The 17312-nt window shown below is 33.9% G+C and carries 13 protein-coding genes; 12 read left to right on the top strand and 1 reads right to left on the bottom strand.

From position 1 onward, the window contains the following. Nucleotides 1–94 precede the first annotated feature (94 nt). The 3 genes from DKT72_RS01335 to DKT72_RS01325 are packed head-to-tail and all read left to right on the top strand — an operon-like array spanning nucleotide 95 to nucleotide 1620. Entirely contained in the window at nucleotides 95–637 is a 543-nt protein-coding gene (locus tag DKT72_RS01335) for an RNA polymerase sigma factor (protein WP_111307043.1), read from the top strand. 30 nt (nucleotides 638–667) lie between these two features. Then, nucleotides 668–1162 carry a hypothetical protein gene (locus DKT72_RS01330; RefSeq protein WP_111306914.1) on the top strand — a complete coding sequence of 165 codons (495 nt, stop codon included), beginning with the start codon at nucleotides 668–670 and terminating at the stop codon, nucleotides 1160–1162. Nucleotides 1163–1173: 11 nt separating this feature from the next. After that, nucleotides 1174–1620, top strand: a complete 447-nt coding sequence (locus DKT72_RS01325) for a hypothetical protein (protein ID WP_111306913.1) — start codon at nucleotides 1174–1176, stop codon at nucleotides 1618–1620. A gap of 28 nt (nucleotides 1621–1648) precedes the next feature. On the opposite strand, the gene DKT72_RS01320 is transcribed toward DKT72_RS01325, so the two are convergent. Next, nucleotides 1649–2695: a WD40/YVTN/BNR-like repeat-containing protein gene (locus DKT72_RS01320; protein ID WP_111306912.1), complete on the bottom strand. Its 1047-nt coding sequence runs from the start codon at nucleotides 2693–2695 to the stop codon at nucleotides 1649–1651. A gap of 104 nt (nucleotides 2696–2799) precedes the next feature. Here DKT72_RS01320 and DKT72_RS01315 point away from each other — a divergent pair, with 104 nt between their 5' ends. The 9 genes from DKT72_RS01315 (at nucleotide 2800) to DKT72_RS01275 (ending at nucleotide 17229) form a co-directional block, all read left to right on the top strand. Next, nucleotides 2800–4014, top strand: a complete 1215-nt coding sequence (locus DKT72_RS01315) for an RsmB/NOP family class I SAM-dependent RNA methyltransferase (RefSeq protein WP_111306911.1) — start codon at nucleotides 2800–2802, stop codon at nucleotides 4012–4014. 63 nt (nucleotides 4015–4077) lie between these two features. Then, the gene (lgt, locus tag DKT72_RS01310; protein WP_111306910.1) at nucleotides 4078–4926 is read left to right on the top strand and encodes a prolipoprotein diacylglyceryl transferase; all 849 of its coding nucleotides are present in this window, start codon (nucleotides 4078–4080) and stop codon (nucleotides 4924–4926) included. A gap of 139 nt (nucleotides 4927–5065) precedes the next feature. Next, complete coding sequence (gene purL / locus DKT72_RS01305; protein ID WP_235841576.1) at nucleotides 5066–8734, top strand: phosphoribosylformylglycinamidine synthase; 3669 nt, start codon at nucleotides 5066–5068, stop codon at nucleotides 8732–8734. 122 nt (nucleotides 8735–8856) lie between these two features. Then, a complete protein-coding gene (locus DKT72_RS01300) occupies nucleotides 8857–10626 on the top strand; it encodes an AMP-dependent synthetase/ligase (protein ID WP_111306908.1) in 1770 nt (589 codons plus the stop codon). 179 nt (nucleotides 10627–10805) lie between these two features. Next, complete coding sequence (locus tag DKT72_RS01295; RefSeq protein WP_111306907.1) at nucleotides 10806–11243, top strand: MarR family winged helix-turn-helix transcriptional regulator; 438 nt, start codon at nucleotides 10806–10808, stop codon at nucleotides 11241–11243. An 11-nt stretch (nucleotides 11244–11254) separates the two neighbouring features. After that, nucleotides 11255–13648: a 3-hydroxyacyl-CoA dehydrogenase/enoyl-CoA hydratase family protein gene (locus DKT72_RS01290; RefSeq protein WP_111306906.1), complete on the top strand. Its 2394-nt coding sequence runs from the start codon at nucleotides 11255–11257 to the stop codon at nucleotides 13646–13648. Nucleotides 13649–13765: 117 nt separating this feature from the next. Then, nucleotides 13766–14956, top strand: a complete 1191-nt coding sequence (locus DKT72_RS01285) for an acetyl-CoA C-acyltransferase (protein WP_111306905.1) — start codon at nucleotides 13766–13768, stop codon at nucleotides 14954–14956. A gap of 45 nt (nucleotides 14957–15001) precedes the next feature. Continuing rightward, nucleotides 15002–15412 carry a four helix bundle protein gene (locus tag DKT72_RS01280; protein WP_111306904.1) on the top strand — a complete coding sequence of 137 codons (411 nt, stop codon included), beginning with the start codon at nucleotides 15002–15004 and terminating at the stop codon, nucleotides 15410–15412. Between the two features lie 5 nt (nucleotides 15413–15417). Then, a complete protein-coding gene (locus DKT72_RS01275; RefSeq protein WP_220628058.1) occupies nucleotides 15418–17229 on the top strand; it encodes an acyl-CoA dehydrogenase FadE in 1812 nt (603 codons plus the stop codon). Nucleotides 17230–17312 lie beyond the last annotated feature (83 nt).

Below are 17312 nucleotides of genomic sequence, written 5' to 3'. Positions count from 1 at the left end.
TTGATTATCAATCAATTAATTTTTTAATAAAAAATTACAATCTTTAAGTTTAAACTTTTAGTATATTTATCCGTTTAACTTGAAACATATTTTTGTGATCGACGAAGCACAGCTACTTGAAGATTTAAAATCTGAAAAACATAAAGAACAGGCTTTTAGAACATTAATAACACTTTACAAAGAGCGTTTATATTGGCATATTCGTAATATTGTGAAGTCCCATGATGATGCCGACGATGTGCTTCAAAATACATTCATAAAAATTTATAGTAATATTCATAATTTTAAAGGAGATAGTAAATTGTTCTCTTGGATATACCGTATCGCAACCAACGAATCTATAACCTTATTAAATAAAAATGCTAAACAACTTTTAATTTCCAATGAAGAATTACAAGATTCAACAATCACCAACCTGCCAACAGATGTATATTTTGAAGGTAGTGACATACAATTAAAATTACAAGAGGCCATTTCAAAGCTGCCACATAAACAACAATTAGTATTTAACATGAAATACTTTGAAGATTTAAAATACAAGGACATAGCAGATATTTTAGAAACTAGTGAGGGTGCTTTAAAAGCATCATATCATTTAGCCGTAAAAAAAATTGAAGCTTATTTAACTAAAAATTAAACCTTTATATAAAATATAAGTCTAAGAGTTATGAGTGACAAACTAAAAAATATTAAAAACGCTGGGTTTAAAATACCTGACAACTATTTTGAAGGTATAGAAGACACTATTTTAAGTCAAATAAAGCTTAAAAGTATAGAAGGTTCTGGATTTAAAGTTCCTGACAACTATTTTGAATCTTTAGAAGATCGTATCATAAATAAAATTTCTAAAAACGAGAAGAATAAAGTCATCAACTTATTTACTAGACGAAACTTAGTATATGCTTCTAGCATTGCTGCAACTATATTATTATTGTTTAATCTGTCTGTTTTTCATAAAAAAACTGCCTCTTTTGAAACTTTAGAAACAGCAAGTCTTGAAAGCTATATCATGAATGAATATATAGATTCTTACGAAATGTCATCTGTTCTAACTAATGAAGACTTAGTTGAAGAAAATTTCATTGAGCATAATTTCTCTGAAGAAAACATGGAAAATTACATTTTAAACAATGTTGATCTTGAAGGTTTCTTTTCCGAATAAAAAACAATAAAATGAAAACAATTATCATCACATTAGCTTTGTGCTTTTCATTAAGCGCATTTGCTCAACCAAATAAAATTAAAAGTCTAAAAATTGCTTTTATTACAGAAAGACTTAATTTAAACGAAAAAGAAGCGCAACAATTTTGGCCTATATATAATGCTTATGATGATACTGTAAGCAACCTAAAATTTAATGAACTTGGTAAATTAATTCATCAAGTTAGACAAAACTATGATAATCTTTCAGAGGAAAAATCGAATGATATTTTAAACAAATCTATAGAGATTGAGAATAAAATACATTCTGAAGACATCAAATTAATTAAAAAGCTACGCACCATTATTTCTGCAAAAAAGATTTTAGCTTTAAAAAATGCTGAAGAAGATTTCAATAGAAAAATGCTCGAGGAATGGAATAAAAGACGGGAGCAAAATCGAGAGCAAAATAATAAATAAAAAAAGGGAAGTTAAAACTTCCCTTTTTTTATTTTCTAAAAGTTAGTTTAGAAATTCTTTTGGAGCCTGCTGCAAAGGCCGTGCTATCATTTAAAAAACGAATTGTATAAAAAGGTTCGTCACTTAAATGCCTCCATGAATCTCCAGAATCATTACTAAAATCAATACCTTTAAATCCAACGGCAACTAGCTCTTTACCTTCAGAATTGGGTATAAATTGCACACAACTTCTATATCCTGGATTTTGATTTTCGGCAACTAATTGCCATGTTTTCCCTCCATCTATCGTTTTTATTTTATTAGCTGAATTATTGTCTGGATGGGTATAATCGCCTCCAATCGCAAATCCAATTAAATCATTATAAAAATCGATAGAATAAATACCTTCTGTGTCTTTATCTTTTACTATAGGCGTATTAATGATATTCCATGTATTCCCTTTATCTGCAGAATAATATATATGTCCACTTGTGGTGGCAATCCAAGTTTTATTCTCTATTATTTTAATATTAGTGTTACTAGCCGCAAAAGCACCTTCAGCATTATCAGCTTTAGGTAAATTAGCGCATGACATTTTCTTCCAAGTAGTTCCACCATCTCTAGTGATTAGAATGGATAAACATCCGTTCATACTATCCCCTACAGCAATGCCCTCCTTATCGTCCCAAAATAACATGGCATCATAAAATACATCTTTTCCTTCTTCCTTATAAACCAATTCCATCTTACCATTATTTCCTGTTTTGTATAACAATGCAGGAGTATCAATACTCAACATAAAAAAATCGGTTGCTGTATGTGCAACGGCTCTAAAATGTAAATTTAAAGTATCATAGGTTTGAACAGAGGTTTGCCATAATTCCTTCTTATGGTCATACAACCCAAAAGTACCTTCATTTGCCGCAAAAACTAGACTTCCATCATTTAAAATATCTATGGCTCTAATACTTAATAAGGAATCAGAATATATAGTTTCAACGTCTACTGTTTTAAAGTCTCGAGGAATGAACTTTTCTTTTTTTTCACATGATAATAAAAAAACAAAAACTCCTAAAAAATATAAAAAGTGCTTCATCTATTTTTAATTTCCATAAAAATATAAAAGCAAAACCAATAAACTCATAAACGATTCAACAAATAAACATTTTAAACGTAACTTTGCAGACTTATTTACAAACGATGCGATTACACAGAAATTTATGCTTTTCGGTTATTGATGGATTGACCTTGATTTTTAATGAAGGGAATTATGCAGATAAAGTAATTCAACAACTTTTAAAACGAGATAAACGTTGGGGCGCACGCGACCGTGCCTTTGTTGCCGAGACTACTTATGATATTGTTCGTTGGAAACGTCTTTATGCTGAAATTGCAGAAGTTAAAGAACCGTTTGACAGAGATAATTTGTGGCGTATGTTTGCCGTTTGGGCCACGCTAAAAGGTATAAAATTACCGGATTGGAAATATTTTGAAGAAACTCCAACACGAAAAATAAAAGGACGTTTTGATGAGCTTTCTAAAATAAGAAAATTCAAGGAATCCATTCCAGATTGGATAGATGAATTAGGCGAAAAAGAACTTGGTGATACGATTTGGACCAAAGAAATTGCTGCCTTAAATGAGCAAGCTGATGTTATTTTAAGGATTAATACCTTAAAAACTACTAAAGAAAAATTACAAGAAGAATTGTTTGATTTAGGGTTTGAAACGGATCTGCTTCCTGACTATCCCAATGCCTTAAAATTAAAAGAACGTGCCAATATTTTTACGACAGAGGCTTTTAGCAATGGGTTGTTTGAGGTTCAAGATGCATCGTCTCAATTAGTTGCCGATTTTTTAAATGTACAACCAGGTATGCGCGTGGTTGATGCCTGTGCAGGTGCGGGCGGAAAAACACTTCATATTGCCTCTTTGATGGAAAATAAAGGACAAATCATAGCTTTAGATATTTATGAAAACAAACTTCATGAATTGAAACGTCGTGCCAAACGAAATGGGGCTCACAATATTGAAACCAGAGCCATTGATTCCACCAAGGTTATTAAAAAATTATATGATAAAGCAGATCGCGTTTTAATTGATGCGCCATGTTCTGGATTGGGGGTTTTACGTAGAAATCCAGATGCTAAATGGAAATTACAACCTGATTTTATTGATAAAATAAAAATCACACAGCAAGATATTTTACAACACTATTCCAGAATGGTAAAAGTTGACGGGCAATTGGTGTATGCAACCTGTTCTATTTTACCTTCTGAAAATCAAGAACAAGTTAAAATCTTTTTAAAATCGGAAGCCGGAAAAAAATTCAAACTTCTGAAGGACAAAAAAGTATTGTCCCACCAATCAGGATATGATGGGTTTTATATGGCTTTGTTGGAGCGGAAGGATTAGTATAGAATTACTTAAAAAAGCACTTATTTAAGTTTTATACACGTTACAAAATCATGATATAGAATGAATGAGGGAATTATAAATTGGAATCTCGACCCCGTAATTTATTGGATAACTGATAGTTTTCCTTTAAAATATTATGGCTTATTATTTATAACTGGTCTTCTTTTAGCAAATTATGTTGAGAAACGCATTTATATAAAAGAAAATATTCCGATTGAAAACTTAGAAAAGCTATTTATTTACATCGTTATTGGAACAATTTTAGGAGCAAGACTCGGACATTGTTTGTTTTATGACCCCGCCTATTATTTTCAAAATCCAATGGAAATTTTACTACCGATTAAAAAAATTGGAGATTCATACAAATTTATAGGATTTATGGGATTGGCAAGTCACGGTGGAACTATTGGTGTTTTAATTGCAATTGGAATTTATTGCAAAAAAAATAAAACAAATTTTTTGTGGGTTTTAGATAGAATTGCAATTGTTGCACCAATAGCAGCAGCCTTTATTCGATTAGGGAATTTTATGAACTCTGAAATTTATGGAAAACCAACTGATGGAAATTGGGGTGTCATTTTTCAAAAAGATGACCTAATACCAAGACATCCTTCTCAACTATACGAAGCCTTTTCTTATATTCTAATATTCGGAATATTAATCTTAATTTACAAGAAAGGAATAAAAGAAAAACCAAACGGATTAATTTTAGGTGTATTTTTGGTTTTGCTATTTTCAGCAAGATTTATAATTGAATTTTTTAAAGAAAATCAAGTCGGATTTGAAAACGGAATGGCAATAAATATGGGACAAATTTTGAGTATTCCTTTCATTATAGTTGGGCTAATTTTAATATTTACAAAAAAGGACCAGTTTATAAAACCATCTAAAATAATTACTGGATTCTAGCCTACTAGTAAATCTTGCAAATTTTCAAAGGTTAATAACAACGTGAATAACTCTAAATTTTCAACTGCATATTTACACCAAAATAAACTTAAAAAAAGTAAATTTGCACTTTGTTAAACGCAACACAAACCAACATATAATGATTCATTTCTTTGGAAACGTAACCAGCAAACTATTTGCTGTTCAAACAACAAAAGAATTATCAACCGAAACCATAACGAAATTAGTGTGGTTATTTGGCAACCAGCCTAAAATAGAACAAGCATCTCTCGATGCTTTTTTTGTTGGTCCAAGAGCCGCCATGATAACACCTTGGAGTACCAATGCTGTTGAAATCACTCAGAATATGGGGATTTCAGACATCATTCGCATTGAAGAATTTCAAGCAGTTTCTCAAGATTTCAAAGATTTTGACCCGATGATTTCAGAGAAATTCAAAGGGTTAAACCAAGATTCTTTTACTATAGATATTAAACCTGAGCCAATCCTTAATATTGAAGATATTTCAGCCTATAACCAAAAAGAAGGCTTGTCATTAAGTGACGAAGAAGTGAGTTATTTGGAAGGTGTTTCAAAAAAAATTGGGCGTCCGCTAACAGATTCTGAAGTCTTCGGATTTTCACAAGTTAACAGTGAACACTGTCGCCATAAAATTTTCAACGGAACTTTTGTCATTGATGGGGTTGAAAAATCAACATCACTTTTCAAATTAATCCGAAAGACATCTGAAACACATCCAAACACCATTGTTTCAGCATATAAAGATAATGTGGCGTTTATTGAAGGTCCGAAAGTGGAACAATTTGCGCCAAAAACTGCCGATAAACCTGATTATTACCAAACTAAAGATTTTGAATCTGTTATCTCATTGAAAGCAGAAACACACAATTTCCCCACGACAGTAGAACCTTTCAATGGTGCTGCAACTGGTGCAGGCGGTGAAATTCGTGATAGATTAGCTGGTGGAAAAGGTTCGTTACCTCTTGCGGGAACGGCTGTTTACATGACATCATATTCGAGATTAGAAGAAAACAGACCTTGGGAAAAAGCTTTTACTGAACGCAAATGGCTGTATCAAACCCCAATGGATATTTTAATAAAAGCTAGTAATGGAGCATCGGACTTTGGAAACAAATTCGGACAACCATTAATCTGCGGATCTGTTTTAACTTTCGAACATGAAGAGGACGCTAGAAAACTTGGTTTCGATAAGGTCATCATGCAAGCTGGCGGTATTGGTTATGGAAAAAAAGATCAAGCATTAAAAGATAAACCCCAAACGGGTGACAAAATAGTGATTCTTGGTGGTGAAAACTACCGAATTGGTATGGGTGGTGCTGCCGTTTCTAGTGCAGATACTGGTGCCTTTGCTTCAGGAATCGAATTAAATGCGGTACAACGTTCCAATCCAGAAATGCAAAAACGTGCGGCCAATGCTGTTCGTGGTATGGTGGAAAGTGATGATAATTATATTGTTTCCATCCACGACCATGGTGCTGGTGGACACTTAAATTGTCTTTCTGAATTGGTTGAAGATACTGGTGGAAATATTGATTTAGATGCACTTCCTGTGGGAGACCCAACACTTTCCGATAAAGAAATCATAGGTAACGAATCGCAAGAACGTATGGGCTTGGTGATTGACAAAGATCATATTGATATCTTGCAACGCATTGCAGATAGAGAACGTTCGCCTATGTATACTGTTGGTGATGTGACTGGTGATGATCGTTTTACATTTGAATCTAAAACCAATGGTCATAAACCGATGGATTTAGCGATGGAAGATATGTTTGGTAGTTCCCCAAAAACTGTCATGACTGATAAAACCGTTGAAAGAAATTATAGTGACATCGCATATAATTTAGATACATTCCATGAGTATTTAGAACAAGTTTTACAGCTAGAAGCTGTGGCTTGTAAAGATTGGTTAACCAATAAAGTAGACCGTTGTGTTGGTGGAAAAGTAGCCAAACAACAATGTGTTGGTCCTTTACAATTACCTTTAAATAATGTAGGTGTTATGGCTCTGGATTATAAAGGAAAAGAAGGAATTGCCTCATCGATTGGGCACTCGCCTATTTCTGGATTAATCAATCCTGTGGCTGGAAGCAGAAATGCCATCACAGAAGCGTTGACCAATATCATTTGGGCTCCTTTGAAAGATGGATTGAAATCGGTTTCCTTATCCGCAAACTGGATGTGGCCATGTAAGAATGAAGGTGAAGATGCACGTTTATATGAAGCAGTTGAAGCGGTTTCAGAGTTTGCTATTGGTTTAGGTATCAATGTACCAACAGGAAAGGATTCATTATCAATGAAGCAAAAATATCCTGATGGTGAGGTTCTTGCACCTGGAACGGTTATTATTTCTGCTGCAGGAAACTGTAATGATATTACCAAAGTCATTGAACCTGTATTAAAGAGAAACGCTGGTAATATTTATTATATCAATTTATCACAAGACAATTTTAAACTTGGCGGTAGTTCATTTGCTCAAGTTTTAAATAAAATTGGTAATGATGCCCCAACTGTAAAAAGTGCTGAGTATGTTAAAACTGTTTTCAACACCATCCAAAAACTAATAAAAGACAATCAAATTGTTGCGGGACATGATGTCGCTTCCGGGGGATTGATTACGACCTTGCTAGAACTATGTTTTGCTGATAATAACCTGGGAGCTGAATTAGATTTATCGACGCTATCTGAAAAAGATTCACTTAAATTATTATTCTCTGAAAATGCCGGCATCGTCATTCAGTCTAAAAACACCTCTATTGAATCTGTTTTATCTGAGGCTAACATAGCCTTTTTCAACATAGGAAAAACGACTGAAAGTAACATTTTAAATATTGTCAATCATGATGATACGTTCCATTTAAATATTTCAAATTTACGCGATACTTGGTATAAAACCTCTTTCCTTTTAGACCAAAAACAAACGGCTAATGACTTAGCACAAGTTAGATTTGATAATTATAAAAATCAGGCTCTTCAATATGTATTTCCAAAACATTTCACAGGCCTCACCCCAAACCCCTCTCCAAAGGAAAGGGGAGCGCGACCAAAAGCAGCTATTCTTAGAGAAAAAGGAAGTAACAGCGAACGCGAAATGGCAAACGCCATGTACTTAGCTGGTTTTGATGTGAAAGATGTGCACATGACCGATTTAATTTCAGGTCGTGAAACCTTAGAGGATATTCAGTTTTTAGGAGCTGTTGGAGGTTTTTCAAATTCTGATGTTTTAGGCTCGGCTAAAGGTTGGGCAGGTGCCATTAAATACAATGCAAAAGCAAAAGAAGTTATTGAGAACTTCTTTAAAAGAGAAGATACATTGTCTGTTGGCATTTGCAATGGCTGTCAGTTATGGATGGAATTAGACCTCATCAATCCAGAACACGAGATTCACGGAAAAATGCTTCATAACGATTCGCACAAACACGAAAGTGCCTTCACTTCTGTAAAAATACAAGAGAATAACTCGGTGATGCTTTCCTCGTTAGCAGGCTCAACGTTAGGAGTTTGGATTTCTCATGGTGAAGGTAAATTTAAGTTGCCGTATTCAGAAGATCAATATCATATTGTCGCTAAATATGGATATGTGAACTATCCACATAATCCGAATGGTTCAGATTTCAACACAGCCATGATGTGCGATAAAACCGGTAGACATTTAGTAACGATGCCACATATTGAGCGTTCAACCTTTCAATGGAACTGGGCCAATTATCCTGAAGGGCGAAAAGATGACGTGACTCCTTGGTTGGAAGCGTTTGTTAATGCCAGATTGTGGATTGAAAAACAGTAACCTTTTATTAAATTCATAAAATATTAAAGGAGTTTTTATAAAAGACTCCTTTTTTTGTTCAATATTTGAAAATCTTATTTAATTTCATACTTTGCATAACAAGAACTTAGATCTCATACTAAATGGCAGAAATTAATAGAATTTTTGATTTTCCTTATTATCAATTAAAAACTTATAATTTGGAAAAAGCTTTCAACACAAAGTATAATGGTGAATGGCAGTCTCTATCTACACAAGAGTATATAAATCAAGCCAATGCCATTAGCAGAGGTTTGTTGCGTTTAGGGATAAAAGCTAATGATAAAATTGCCGTCATTTCATCTTCAAATAGAACAGAATGGAATGTTTTAGATATTGGTATCCTTCAAATAGGTGCTCAAAATGTCCCCATATACCCTACAATTTCTCCCGAAGATTATGAATATATTTTAAATCATTCTGAAGCCATATATTGTTTTGTTTCGGATGAGGAAGTTTTACAAAAGTTAAATGTCATCAAGAAAAACACAAAACTTAAAAATATTTACACTTTTGATACCATTGAAAATGAAAACCACTGGACCGATATTTTAAAACTAGGTGAAGATACTAGTAACCAAAATGAGGTTGAATTAAGAAAAAACAATGTATCTCCTGATGATTTAGCAACATTAATTTACACATCGGGCACTACTGGAAAACCTAAAGGCGTCATGTTATCCCATAACAATTTAGTTTCCAATGTATTGGATAGTGAAAAACGTGTGCCGTTTGATTATGGAAAATCTAAAGCCTTGAGTTTCCTTCCTATTTGTCATGTTTTTGAGCGAATGATTCTTTATGTATATCAATATTGTGGCGTAGAGATTTATTTTGCAGAATCCATTGATAAAATGGTAGATAATGTAAAAGAAGTACAACCTACGGTAATGACTGGCGTTCCCAGACTTTTTGAAAAAGTATACGATAAAATTGTAGCTACAGGCAACGAACAAAAAGGCATAAAAAAAATGCTGTTTTTTTGGGCACTTAATTTAGGCTTAAAGTACAAACCCTATGGGAAAAATGGATTTTGGTACGAACTACAATTAAAAATAGCTAGAGCCTTAATTTTTAAAAAATGGCAAGCAGCTCTTGGTGGTAAACTCGAACTTATGGTTTCGGGAAGTGCGGCCTTACAACCAAGATTAACAAGGGTATTTGCTGCAGCTAAGCTGCCTATTATGGAAGGCTACGGATTAACTGAAACTTCACCTGTTATAGCTGTTAATGACATGAGGGATGGTGGTTTTAGAATAGGAACTGTTGGTAAGATTATTGATAATGTAGATGTTAAAATTGCCGAAGATGGTGAAATCCTTGTAAAAGGTCCAAATGTTATGCTTGGATATTACAAAGAACCCGAAAAAACTGCCGAAGTAATGACTGGCAAATATTTTCATACAGGAGATATTGGAGAAATTGATGCTGATGGGTTTTTAAAAATTACCGATCGTAAAAAAGAAATGTTTAAAACTTCGGGAGGAAAATATATTGCTCCTACCCTTATTGAAAACCGATTTAAACAATCACATTTCATAGAGCAAATCATGGTTGTCGGAGAGGGTGAAAAAATGCCTGCTGCATTAATACAGGTAAATTTCGAATTTGTTAAGGAATGGGCAAGACGTCATAAAATATCATTTAAAGATACTAATGATATCATTACGAATCCAAAATTATTGCAACGCATACAAGACGAAATTGATATCGCCAATAAACACTTTGGTAACTGGGAACAAATTAAAAAATTTGAATTAACTCCAGATACTTGGTCTGTAGAAGCTGGTCATTTAACCCCAACCATGAAAATGAAACGAAAAGTCATTAAAGAAAAGTATACCAGTCTTTTGGATAAAATTTACAGATCTTAAATTTGTAGACTAACCATCCTAATTTCACAAGCAAAAATTAAATTTTACAAATATATTATGCATGCATAATATATTTTTGTATATTTGGAATAACCAACACATCTATTAATTAATGTTCAAAATAACTAAACTAGCATTAAAGGCATTACATCTGATATACAAAAACAGGAAATAAACAGATGAAGGACAAGACAATCGATTATGTATTAAGAACCACATGGTTAACTGTTCAAAAAATGTATAATGAAGAAGCCTCAAAATTTGGTACTACTATGGCAACAGGGTTTACCCTATTGAGTATAGATCCAGAAAAAGGAACACCTTCAACTGCGTTAGGGCCTAAAATGGGCATGGAAGCCACCAGTTTATCTAGAATATTAAAAACTATGGATGAAAAAGGACTCATTGAAAGACATCCAAATCCAGAAGATGGCAGAGGTGTCATAATTACCTTAACGGATTTTGGTAGAGAAAAAAGAGCTTATTCTAGAGAAAAAGTGCTCGCCTTTAACGAGGCCATTAAAAACAATATTTCTGAAGAAAAATTAAATAATTTCTATGAAGTTTCAGAATTAATCAATCATATGGTTTCAAATAAAAAGATATACAATCAATAAGTATAAATAAAATGAGTAAAAGGATAATAAATAAGATTGCGGTTATAGGATCCGGTATTATGGGAAGTGGTATAGCCTGCCATTTCGCAAATATTGGTGTAAATGTTTTACTATTAGATATTATCCCTAGAGAGGTTAATGATGCCGAAAAGGCAAAAGGCTTAACTTTAGAAAATAAAGTTGTTAGAAATCGTTTAGTAAATGAATCTCTGGCAAATGCCTTAAAATCGAAACCCTCACCTATTTACCATCCAAAATTCGCAAGTAGAATAACAACAGGTAATCTTGAAGATGATATCTCTAAAGTTGCCGATGCCGATTGGATTATTGAGGTAGTCGTAGAACGTTTAGATATTAAAAAGAAAGTTTTTGAAAACCTTGACAACTATAGAAAGCCGGGGACTCTAATCACATCCAATACATCAGGCATACCAATTCATTTCATGAGTGAAGGTAGAAGTGACGATTTTCAAAAGCATTTTTGTGGTACTCACTTTTTCAATCCAGCCCGTTATTTGAAGTTATTTGAAATCATTCCTGGTCCAAAAACTTCAACAGAAGTTTTAAATTTCCTGAATAATTATGGAGAGCAATTTTTGGGAAAAACTTCAGTTGTTGCTAAAGACACACCTGCTTTTATTGGAAACAGAATTGGTATTTTCAGCATCATGAGTTTATTTCATGCGGTAAAAGATTTGAATTTAACGGTTGAAGATATAGATAAATTAACAGGTTCTGTTATCGGTAGGCCAAAATCAGCGACCTTCAGAACCGTTGACGTTGTTGGATTAGACACTCTAGTTCATGTGGCTAATGGTATTTATGAAAATTGCCCAAATGATGAAGCCCATGAACTTTTTAAACTTCCAGATTTCATCAATACTATGATGGAAAATAAATGGTTAGGAAGTAAAACTGGACAAGGATTTTATAAGAAAGAAGGTTCAGATATTAAAACACTGGATTTAGACACCTTACAATATCGAGATAAAAAATCAGCAAAATTTGCCACTTTAGAATTGACAAAAACCATTGATAAGGTTATTAATCGTTTTGAAATTTTAATATCCGGGAAAGATAAAGCAGGTGATTTTTATAGAAAAACCTTTGCTGCACTGTTTGCCTATGTATCCCATAGAATTCCTGAGATATCAGACGAATTATATAAGATTGACGATGCCATGAAAGCGGGGTTTGGTTGGGAACATGGCCCATTCCAAATATGGGATGCCATTGGTGTGGCACAAGGTATCGAAATAATGAAAGCCGAAGGTTTAGAGCCTGCCTCTTGGGTTAACGAGATGTTATTATCTGGTAACAAATCGTTTTATACTGTCAAAGAAGGAGCTACTTATTTTTATAATATTCCAAAAAAATCCCAAGAAAAAATCCCCGGGCAAGATGCCTTCATAATATTAGACAATATTAGAAAATCTAATCAAGTATTTAAAAACTCAGGCGTTGTTATTGAAGATTTAGGTGATGGTATTTTAAACTGTGAATTCCAATCTAAAATGAACACCATTGGTGGTGATGTTTTAGCAGGACTTAATAAAGCTATTGATTTAGCCGAAAAAGATTTTCAAGGCTTGGTTGTAGGAAATCAAGCTGCCAATTTTTCTGTTGGCGCAAATATAGGTATGATTTTCATGATGGCTGTAGAACAAGAGTATGATGAATTGAATGCTGCCATTAAATATTTTCAAGATACCATGATGCGTATGCGTTACTCTTCTATCCCAACCATATCTGCGCCTCACGGCATGACGCTTGGTGGAGGCTGTGAATTATCCATGCATGCAGATAAAGTGGTAGCCGCTGCAGAAACTTATATTGGTTTGGTGGAGTTTGGTGTAGGTGTCATTCCTGGGGGTGGTGGTTCTAAAGAACTCACTTTAAGAGCGCAAGACACTTTTAAAAAAGGAGATGTCGAATTGAATACCTTGCAAGAGTATTTTCTAACGATTGGTATGGCAAAAGTATCGACTTCAGCCTACGAAGCGTTTGATTTAGGAATCCTTCAACAGGGGAAAGATATTGTTGTTGTTAATAAAGACAGACAAATAGCCACTGCTAAATCTTATGCTAAATTAATGGCTGAAACGGGATATACCCAACCCATCAAAAGAAAAGACATTAAAGTGTTGGGGAAACAAGCATTAGGTATGTTTTTAGTAGGAACCGATTCTATGGAAGCTTCCAATTTTATAAGTGAACACGATCATAAAATCGCCAACAAACTTGCGTATGTTATGGCTGGTGGCGATTTATCTGAACCAACATTGGTAACTGAACAATATTTATTGGATTTAGAACGAGAGGCTTTCTTAAGTTTATGTACCGAACGTAAAACTTTAGAGCGTATTCAACACATGCTAAAAACAGGAAAACCTTTACGTAATTAGAAAAAAGAACATAGAGCATAGAAAAAAGAGCTATAATAAAAATATTTAGAGATAGATTTAAAATCTTTTTCTCTATTCTATTTTCTCTTCTCTGTTTTCAAAAATAAAAGTAGAACTATGAAGACCGCATATATAGTAAAAGCATACAGAACTGCCGTGGGGAAAGCTCCAAAAGGTGTATTCCGTTTTAAAAGAGCAGATGAATTGGGTGCAGAAACCATTCAATACATGATGAAAGAATTACCAAATCTTGACGTTAAACGAATTGATGATGTCATTGTTGGAAACGCCATGCCAGAAGGTGCGCAAGGATTGAACATGGCACGTTTTATTTCATTAATTGGTTTAAATTCTGTGGATGTTCCTGGTGTTACTGTCAATCGTTTTTGTTCATCAGGCATAGAAACCATAGGAATTGCTGTGGCTAAAATTCAATCGGGCATGGCAAATTGTATTATCGCAGGAGGTTCAGAAAGTATGAGTTCCGTACCCATGACAGGTTTCAAACCAGAATTAAATTATGATACTATTAAAGCTGGGCATGAAGATTATTATTGGGGCATGGGAAACACGGCTGAAGCGGTTGCCAATCAATTTAAAGTATCTCGGGAAGACCAAGATGTATTCGCCTATAATTCGCATATGAAAGCTTTAAAAGCACAAGCTGAAAACCGTTTTCAAGATCAAATTGTACCTATAGACGTTGAAGAAACATATATTGATGACAACGGTAAAAAAGCAACAAAAAAATACACCGTAACAAAAGACGAAGGCCCAAGGGCTGGAACAAGTTTAGAAGCTCTAGCCAAATTACGCCCCGTGTTTGCTGCCAATGGTACTGTGACTGCTGGAAATTCATCACAAATGAGTGATGGTGCTGCTTTTGTAATGGTAATGAGTGAAGATATGGTTAAGGAATTAAATTTAGAGCCTATTGCACGCTTAGTAAGTTATGCCGCTGTCGGTGTAGAACCTAGAATTATGGGTATTGGCCCTGTAAAAGCCATTCCGAAAGCATTAACCCAAGCTGGACTAAAACTAGATCATTTAAGTTTGGTTGAGTTAAACGAAGCCTTTGCATCGCAATCTATAGCTGTTATAAGAGAGTTGCATCTTAATAACGATATTGTAAATGTAAATGGTGGTGCTATAGCATTGGGGCATCCTTTAGGCTGTACAGGAGCGAAACTTTCTGTTCAGTTATTTGACGAAATGCGTAAGCAAAATATGCAAGGTAAATATGGTGCAGTAACCATGTGTGTGGGAACAGGACAAGGTGCATGTGGGATTTTTGAATTCCTCAGTTAAGATAAAAGAATATAGATAATAGAGAATAGATACAGAGATATATCGGTGAGTTTAAGAAAACGTCATAATTACAAGAATTTAAAAATATGGAAATTAGCTCTAGAAATTGCTAATGACATTTCCGATATTCTAATTAATTTCCCAAAACACGAGCGATATGACTTATCTTCTCAAATAAGCATGTGTTCTATTTCTATTCCTAGCAATATTGCAGAAGGATCTGCAAAAACAGATAAATCATTTAATAACTATATAGACATTTCTTTAGGCTCTTCTTTTGAACTTGGAACACAATTATTGGTTGCCTATCACAGAAAATGTATTAATAATGAAACTTTAAAAATACTTGAAGACAAAATAGAAAAATTTCAAAAGAATGACAATGAGTTTTCAAAATGGGCTAAATATATAACAAGTCAATTTTCTTTATTCTATTCTCTCTTTTCTAAAAAATAAACATTATGAAAACAACAGAAGAAAACATTTTACGGGGTGGTCAATTCTTAATAAAAGAAACAAATTGTGATGACATATTCATTCCAGAAGACTTTTCGGAGGAACAAAAAATGATGAAAGAAGCTGTCACCGAATTTGTGGATAGAGAAATTTGGCCTAACAAACCAAGGTTTGAAGCTAAAGATTATGCCTTAACGGAATCGTGTATGCGTAAAGCTGCCGAGATGGGATTTCTAGGCGTTTCAGTGCCTGAAGCATATGGTGGTATGGGGATGGGATTTGTTGATACGATGTTAGTTTGTGATTATATCTCAGGTGCAACCGGATCTTTTAGTACCGCATTTGGTGCCCATACAGGCATTGGTACCTTACCTATATTATTATATGGATCGGAAGAACAAAAACAAAAATATATCCCTAAGCTAGCCTCAGGCGAATGGTTTGGTTCTTACTGCTTAACAGAACCAAGTGCTGGGAGTGATGCCAATTCCGGAAAAACAAAAGCAGTATTATCGGCTGATGGAAAGTCCTATAAAATCACGGGGCAGAAAATGTGGATTTCGAATGCTGGTTTTTGTAGTTTAATGATTGTTTTTGCCCGTATTGAAGATGATAAAAACATCACAGGATTTATTGTGGAATATGACGCAAATAGTCCTAACGGAATCACTTTAGGGGAAGAAGAACATAAATTAGGTATTCGTGCTTCTTCAACCCGACAAGTGTTTTTTAATGAAACGGTTGTTCCAATTGAAAATATGTTATCTACTAGAGGTAATGGCTTTAAAATAGCTATGAATGCATTGAATGTTGGTAGAATAAAACTAGCTGCTGCTTGTTTAGATGCACAACGCCGTGTGATTACAGAATCTGTAAAATACGCAAATGAGCGTGTACAATTCAATACCCCTATTTCAAATTTTGGTGCTATCCAGCAAAAAATTGCAGAAATGTCAACCAATTGCTGGGTAGGTGAATCTGCTAGCTATCGTGCTGCAAAAAATATTGAAGACCGTATTGAGTTAAGGAAAAACAATGGAAAAGATACGCATCAAGAAGCTGAATTGAAAGGAGTGGAAGAATATGCTATTGAATGTTCCATTTTAAAAGTGGCTGTATCAGAATTCACGCAAAATTGTACAGATGAAGGCATCCAAATTTTTGGAGGCATGGGATTTTCAGAAGATACACCTATAGAATCAGCCTGGAGAGATGCTCGAATTGCACGAATTTATGAAGGTACCAATGAAATAAACAGAATGCTGAGCATTGGCATGCTTATTAAAAAAGCTATGAAAGGACATGTAGATTTATTGGAACCTGCAACGGCTGTTGCTAATGAACTAACTGGGATTCCTTCTTTTGAAACACAAGATTTTACAGAACTTTTTTCAGAAGAGAAAAGCATCGTAAAAAATCTTAAAAAATTATTTTTAATGGTGGCTGGTGCAGCCTTACAGAAATATGGTGAAGCCATAGAAAAACACCAACAATTAATGCTGGCAGCATCTGATATTTTAATTCAAATTTATTTAGCTGAGTCCGCCATATTAAGGGCTGAAAAATTAGCTAAAAAAGAAGGAGAGGAAAAAGTTAAAGAGCAGATAGCCATGGCAAAATTAAACTTATTCCATGCTATAGATGTCATTGAAACAGCCGGAAAACACTCCATTATTTCATTCTCTACTGGAGATGAACAACGCATGATGTTGATGGGCTTAAAACGTTATATAAAATATGTTAACATGCCTAACATTATAGAGTTAAGAAACATTATTGCACAAAAAGTAATTAAAGAAAATAAATATTGTTTCTAAGATTTTAGACTAATTCAAATTAATTTTAGTTGTTTAAAAAAGCCAATTCATTAAATGAATTGGCTTTTTTAAATTTTTATTTA

The organism is Confluentibacter sediminis, from assembly GCF_003258355.1.
Classification (GTDB): Bacteria; Bacteroidota; Bacteroidia; order Flavobacteriales; family Flavobacteriaceae; genus Confluentibacter; species Confluentibacter sediminis.
This window is presented reverse-complemented; position numbering and strand designations above follow the sequence as displayed.